This window comes from Nocardia sp. NPDC050713 (genome assembly GCF_040654315.1).
Classification (GTDB): Bacteria; Actinomycetota; Actinomycetes; order Mycobacteriales; family Mycobacteriaceae; genus Nocardia.
Genome location: NZ_JBFAHS010000015.1, coordinates 225,502 through 231,501, shown reverse-complemented (window position 1 = coordinate 231,501; position 6,000 = coordinate 225,502). Strand labels below are relative to the sequence as shown.

General features: G+C 65.7%; 6 protein-coding genes. 2 read left to right on the top strand and 4 right to left on the bottom strand.

The window, feature by feature from the left end:
• Window positions 1-591: 591 nt before the first annotated feature.
• Window positions 592-840 (bottom strand): MarR family transcriptional regulator, encoded by a 249-nt coding sequence (locus AB0H49_RS26255; protein WP_357255110.1) that lies wholly within the window; start codon window positions 838-840, stop codon window positions 592-594.
• Window positions 841-872: 32 nt separating this feature from the next.
• On the opposite strand from AB0H49_RS26255, the gene AB0H49_RS26250 reads away from it, so the two are divergent.
• Together AB0H49_RS26250 and AB0H49_RS26245 are read left to right on the top strand one after the other, a co-directional pair.
• On the top strand, window positions 873-1,196 hold the full coding sequence (locus AB0H49_RS26250) for an antibiotic biosynthesis monooxygenase family protein (protein ID WP_357255107.1): 324 nt from the start codon (window positions 873-875) through the stop codon (window positions 1,194-1,196).
• A 229-nt stretch (window positions 1,197-1,425) separates the two neighbouring features.
• The gene (locus AB0H49_RS26245; RefSeq protein WP_357255105.1) at window positions 1,426-1,998 is read left to right on the top strand and encodes a TetR/AcrR family transcriptional regulator; all 573 of its coding nucleotides are present in this window, start codon (window positions 1,426-1,428) and stop codon (window positions 1,996-1,998) included.
• A 16-nt stretch (window positions 1,999-2,014) separates the two neighbouring features.
• On the opposite strand, the gene AB0H49_RS26240 is transcribed toward AB0H49_RS26245, so the two are convergent.
• The 3 genes from AB0H49_RS26240 to AB0H49_RS26230 all read right to left on the bottom strand — a co-directional run bounded on the left by AB0H49_RS26240 (window position 2,015) and on the right by AB0H49_RS26230 (window position 5,832).
• On the bottom strand, window positions 2,015-3,511 hold the full coding sequence (locus AB0H49_RS26240) for an AMP-binding protein (RefSeq protein ID WP_357255102.1): 1,497 nt from the start codon (window positions 3,509-3,511) through the stop codon (window positions 2,015-2,017).
• A gap of 122 nt (window positions 3,512-3,633) precedes the next feature.
• Window positions 3,634-4,329, bottom strand: a complete 696-nt coding sequence (locus tag AB0H49_RS26235) for a hypothetical protein (RefSeq protein ID WP_357255099.1) — start codon at window positions 4,327-4,329, stop codon at window positions 3,634-3,636.
• A 114-nt stretch (window positions 4,330-4,443) separates the two neighbouring features.
• Window positions 4,444-5,832 (bottom strand): MFS transporter, encoded by a 1,389-nt coding sequence (locus tag AB0H49_RS26230; RefSeq protein ID WP_357255097.1) that lies wholly within the window; start codon window positions 5,830-5,832, stop codon window positions 4,444-4,446.
• Window positions 5,833-6,000 lie beyond the last annotated feature (168 nt).

The window sequence follows — 6,000 nt, the reverse complement described above, 5'->3', positions numbered from 1 at the left end:
GCCAGTGTCTCCGACATTCGTCGGTCCTTCCTGCCGAACCATCAGGTTCGGCCGATCGGACCGAGATCAAGATCCGCCGTTGTTCCGACAGTCCCTCCTTCCAGCCTGAGATCTTCAATTCTGATCGGCCGGGCGAGCACCAGTCCCGTCACTGAATCATCGCGGGCTCCGCGAGAGGCGTTTCACCGACTACGTGAAGACTTGCGAACCTCACGATGAACCCGCCAATGTGCGTGAAGTTTGCGTAGTCGACTACCCGCGTCAGCTTGTGCGGAGATTGTCATTCTCAGAAGTGCGAGTCGAACAAGAATTGACTCCGTCCCAGGGGCCTGAGCGACAACAAAAGCGGTGCGGCAACGAGGACTCGAGTTGCCATGGCGGTAAACGCTTTCCGGCCTACGCCGAAGGGGTCACTCGTCGCCGTCGCTGGGCCGGGGTGGATGCCCGGCGGCAGCCCGGCATGCGTGGACAGGCGGCGCAGTTGTTGGAGGAGGTGAGCCCGCTCGGCATCGTCGAGCGGTGCGAGGACTTCGTCCTCGATGGCGTCGGCCTCGGCTTCGGCGGCAGCGAGTGCCCGGTGAGCGTGAGCGGTCAGATGGACCGCATGGGCGCGTCGATCGGTGGGATGCTTCGCACGGCGCACCAATCCGCTTCTTCCAGTTCGTCGACGAGCCCGACCATGGCGTTGCGGTGCACTTTCAGCAGATCGGCGAGCTCCTGCTGGCTGCGTCCGTCGACGGCCGCCAGGTGGCTGAGGATTCCGAAGTGCGCGGGCTCGAGACCGAGCGGTGCGAGCCGTGCGGTGAACAAATAGGCGATGTGGTGGCCGACCTGGGACAACAGGACACACCCCGGCCGGCACGGAGCGGCCGGTGACGCTCGTCAACGCCTTCTCGGTGCCTATGTCGCAGAAGGATCGATTCCTCGACCGTTGGAAGGACAACGCGCGGTGCATGGCGTCCGCGCCGGGGTTCCTCCGCGCGCGCATGCTTCAGGCGGTCAGCGACAAGGCCGAGCTGACCTTCATCAATGTGGCGGAATGGGCCAGCGGCACCGCCTTGGACTCGGCACGAACCGACCCGGAGTGGCAGCAGTCGATCAAACGGTTGATCGATGATCCCGAACTCGACGTCACCCCGCGCCCCATGGTCTACCGGACCGCGATCGATGTGGTGCCCGGCGACAAGCTCCTCTAACCGCGGAGCTCGAGGACCGCCGTCGTCACCGGCGCTGGACGCGGCATCGGCCTCACTCTCTGGAAGTGAGGCCGAATCGGACGTAGGCCTCTTCTCGCGGTCACCGGGCCCATCGCCGTTGCCGCGGGGCGCGATTTGCGACGATGGTGCTGTGTCGCAATCGGTGAACACCAGGGGTGGTAAGCAAGCGCCGGCGTTGACGCCGCGGGGGGAACGAACTCGAGCCAGATTGGTCGAGGTCGCCGAGCTCGTCTTCTCGCGACTCGGGTACGTGGAGACACGGGTCGCCGATATCGTCGCGGAGGCCGGGGTCGCGCACGGGACCTTCTATGTCTATTTCGAGTCGAAGGAAGCGATCTTCCACGCGGTGGTGCTCAATCTCATCAGCGATATGCGCGCCAAGGTGCGCTCGCGGCTCGGCGCCCAGCCCGGGACAGCCGTCGAGGCGATCGAATCGGCGGTGCGCGCCTACGTCCTCGCCTTCCGCGATCACCAACGCCTGATGCTCATGTGGGGTGAGGTCGCCGGCCTCAACCCCGACATCGAGGAGCTTCGCCAAGCCGAGATCGATCTGTTCATCGACCGGGCCGAGAAGATGATCATCCGGCTACAGGACAACCGCCTGGCCGCCCTCGATATCGACGCCAATTACGCGGCGACGGCGCTGTGCGGCATGGTGCGTGAATTCTGTTATCAGTGGGCCAAGGCCGATGTCGATATCGACGCCGACGCGGCCGCGGCGACCCTGTCCACCCTGTGGGTGCGTGGCATCGGTGTCGTCCACCGTGCGCCGCCGGTGTGATCGCGTCGAGGAGTTCTCATCGCGTCGATTCACGCAATGATTCCCGATCGATGGCCCGTTTGAGGATCTTGCCCGTGGCACCCTTGGGTAGGGCATCGGTGAACCGAATGATGCGCGGAATCTTGTATGCCGAGAGGCGTTCCCGAGTCCATCGGGAGATATCGTCGGCGTCCAGCGCCGAGCCAGGCGTGGTGACGACGACCGCGGCGATCTCCTCACCGTAATGAGCATCCGGCACCCCGACGACCGCGGCCTCGATGACGTCGGGGTGCTCATAAAGAACCTCCTCGACCTCGCCCGGATAGACGTTGTAGCCGCCTCGGATGATCAGATCCTTGACGCGGTCGACGATGCGCAGATCACTGTCGCCGTCGAATTCGCCGAGATCCCCGGTGCGGAACCAGCCGTCCGCGGACAGCACGTCGGCGGTCGCCTCTGGCCTGCGCCAATATCCCTTCATCACGGTGTCTCCCTGGATGAATACCTCGCCGACCTGGCCCGGCGGGCACACATTCGAATCCTGATCGCGCACCTCGACCCGCAGCCGGGGGACAGCGCGTCCGGTGTATCCGATCTTCGCCCCGCGATCGAGATCGTTGAACGTACCGAACCCGGCGGTCTCGGTGAGCCCGTAGCCCTCGAGGATCGTGCAGCCGAACTTCTTCTCGAAGTCGCGGGCGATCTCACCGGGCAGTGACGCGCCACCGGAGATCGCGACGCGCAATTGTTCGAAATCGGCGCGATCCGCGGCATCGGCCGCGTGCAGCATGGCATTCCACATTGTCGGGACCCCCGCGACGATGGTCAGCCGGTCGCGCCGCAGCATCGCGAGCATGGCGACCGGATCGAAACGGGCCAGCAGCGACAGCGACCCTCCGGCGGTGAAACACGGCATCATCACCGCGGACTGTCCGAAAACATGGAACAGCGGCAACCCGGTCCCGGTGCGATCGGCCTCGGTGCCGCGACCGACCAGCGCTCCGATCTCCCCGCCCGCGAGCAGATTCCCGACGGTCAACTGAGCGCCCTTGGGCCGCCCGGTGGTACCGGAGGTGTACAGAATGGCAGCGGTGTCCCCCGGATCACGGTCGGCACATCCGGCCGGCTCCGCGGCCAGCTGCGCGCCGGGCGCCAACAACCACAACGGAATACCCCAGCGCTCGGCGGCCTCGGCTACCGCGGGCCCGAGGCCGTGCCAAACGACGGCAAGCGCACAGTCGGCATCGGTGAGGAAATACTCGATCTCGGCGCGAGTCGACATCGTGTTCACCGGCACGACGACGCCCCCGGCGATCTGGATACCCAGGTAGGCCACGACGAATTCCGGCACCGACGGCGCGGCCAGCAGCACCCGGTCGCCCGCACGCAGGCCCGCTGCCGCCAACGCTCCGGCGAACCGTGAACTCGACCTGTCCAATTGCCGATAGCTCCACTCGATTCGCTCGGACCGCAACGCGACACTGTCGGGAGCCCTTTCGGCATGGCGGCGAACAGGATCGAAGACGTTGACCATAGTGGGATTCCTTCGAAATCGAATGTGACCGGGACCGGAGCGGACGAGCGGGCTGGTTGGCCGACGAGTGATCCACGGTCGCTGACCGTGGACCACTCGTGAACGCTGTGCAGGCCGGATCGCTACTTCACCGGGAACGGCTCGTTGATGGTGGTGAAGTACTGGATCACCGCTGCCGTCGCGACCGGGGCGCCGACGAAGAGGGCGCCGGTGAGGGCGCCGATGGGCGCCAGCGCGCCCGCGCCGATCAGGCAGCCGACGACCGGACCCGCGCCGAACATCATCGCGAGCGGGCTTGTCGCCGCGGCCAGCGTGGCTCCGCCGACGAGGCAGCCGATCACTCCGGCGCCGACCGCTCCGACCATGCCGCCCACCACACCGGCGACTGTGATCGTGGAGGCCATTCGGGAGAACGCGGCGACCTCGCGGTCGTACGGCGTCTTCCACGGGGCCTGGTCCTGGAACGGCAGTGCCACCGGTTTCGTCTCGGCGCGAGCGGGGTCCAGCGACGGCGTCAAGCGCGCGGTGCGCCCGTCGATCTGCGCGTCGATGGGAAAGGCGACGTTGTTGACGTTGAACTCGAGTGGCACGCCGGCAAGTACCGTGCCGTCGTCCGCGCGGATCTGGAACCTGCCCTTGTCGACGATCAACTGGCCGGCGTCGACGGTGATCACCGCCGTGTTCCCGTCCTGGTAGGCGGTGTAGTTGACGCCGGGTGTGATGTCCACGCTCAGGGGCTCGGCGTGGACGGTGCCTGCGCACACCGTCAGAGCGGCGGCGCCGATAGCGGCGGACACGACGGACTTACGAACTTTCATGAATCTACTTTCGGATCGATATCTGGATGGGTTGGCGGTCGCTATTTCGATGACGCGGGCGACGGATTCGGCGACGGCCGCGGGCTCGTCGCTGCGCGCTACGCCCGAATTGGTTCAGGCGTAGAGCTGTTCGCCGGGGACGGCGTCAGGATCCGCGCGGACCTCGGCGGGATTGGTTTCCCGCAGTAGCCAAGCGCTGAAGACGGTGACCAAGCCCATCAGCGCCAAATACACGGAGACGAGCGTGGTCCCACCCGTATTGGCGATCAGCGCCGTCATGATGAACGGCGTGCCGCCGCTGACGGTGATCGCGGCCAGCTGATAGGCCAGGGACGCGCCCGAGTAGCGCAGCCGAGGTTCGAACAGCTCGCCGAGGAAAGCCGCCAGCGGACCATAGGTCAACGATTGCAAGATCGTGCCGACGGCGACGGCGATGAAGAACATCGGCAATTTCCCGGTGTCGACCAGCAGGAAGTACGGGAAGGCCCAGGCCGCGAGACCGATTCCGCCGATGAGGATGAGCGGTCTGCGCCCGACCCGGTCGGATCGGTGGCCCGACCAGAGAATCACCGCGCAGCCGAACAGGGAGGCGACCAGCGAGACGGTCAAGATGTCGTTGCGCTTCATGCCGAGCTCGTGGGTGCCGTAACTGAGCACGCCGGCGATGCTGATGTAGAAGGCGGTGTTGGTGGCGGCGAGCAGGCCGCACCCGAGCAAGATCTTGCGCCAGTGCAACCGGATCGCCTCCGACAGCGGGGCTTGGGCGACCCGGGCGGGGCGCGCTTCGGCCACTTCCTGTTGAAGTTCACGGAACTCCGGGGAGTCCTCGACCTTGGTCTGGATGTAGAGCACAACCGGGAAAAGCAATGCGCTGCACCAGAACGGCACCCGCCAGCCCCAGCTCAGGAACGCGTCCGCGGAGAGCGCCGAGGTCGCGACCAGGAATACCAGATTGCCGAGGACCACCCCGAGCGGAACACCCATCTGCCCGAAAGTCCCGGCGAATCCCCGTCTTTTCGGGCTCGCGGATTCGGTGAGCAGCAACACGATGCCGCCCCACTGGCCACCGCAGGCGATGCCCTGCACGAATCGCAACGCGACCAACAGAATCGGCGCGGCGACACCGATCGCGTTCGTGCTCGGCAGACAGCCGATGAGGAAGGTCGCCAAGCCCATGCCGAGCAGGCAGGTGACGACGGCGGGCTTGCGTCCGTACTTGTCGCCGAAGTGCCCGGCCAGCACGCCGCCGAGCGGCCGGGCCACGAAACCCGCCCAGAACGTGCTGAACGACAGCAACGTACCCATCAGCGCGGAGCTGTCCGGGAAGAACACGTGGGGGAACACCAGCGCGGCAGCGGTTCCGTAAAGGAAGAAGTCGTACCACTCGATGGAGCTGCCGATCAGACCGGCGGCGAGGAGTTTGCGATGGGCTCGCCCGCGTTCCGCGGCCGGCGCGAGGGAGGTTTCGCCGGTGCCGGCTGGTTCCAGTGGTGGTGCGGTCATGCGCGTACTCCTGGTCGAGATGTGTCCACTGATCGAGATCGAGTGGAGTAGAACTTGACGCCAAGTTCAGTTTGGTGGGAACAGTGTGGAGCAGTGGAGAAGTAATGTCAATCACACTTTTCTAGATCGACGCATCGGCCCATGTTCGAGCGTCGAACGCCCGTAAAC

Excerpts from the sequence above, each read along its gene's own strand:
- AB0H49_RS26240 (WP_357255102.1), bottom strand. The coding sequence starts at position 3,511 with ATGGTCAACGTCTTCGATCCTGTTCGCCGCCATGCCGAAAGGGCTCCC.
- AB0H49_RS26230 (WP_357255097.1), bottom strand. The coding sequence starts at position 5,832 with ATGACCGCACCACCACTGGAACCAGCCGGCACCGGCGAAACCTCCCTC.
- AB0H49_RS26235 (WP_357255099.1), bottom strand. The coding sequence starts at position 4,329 with ATGAAAGTTCGTAAGTCCGTCGTGTCCGCCGCTATCGGCGCCGCCGCT.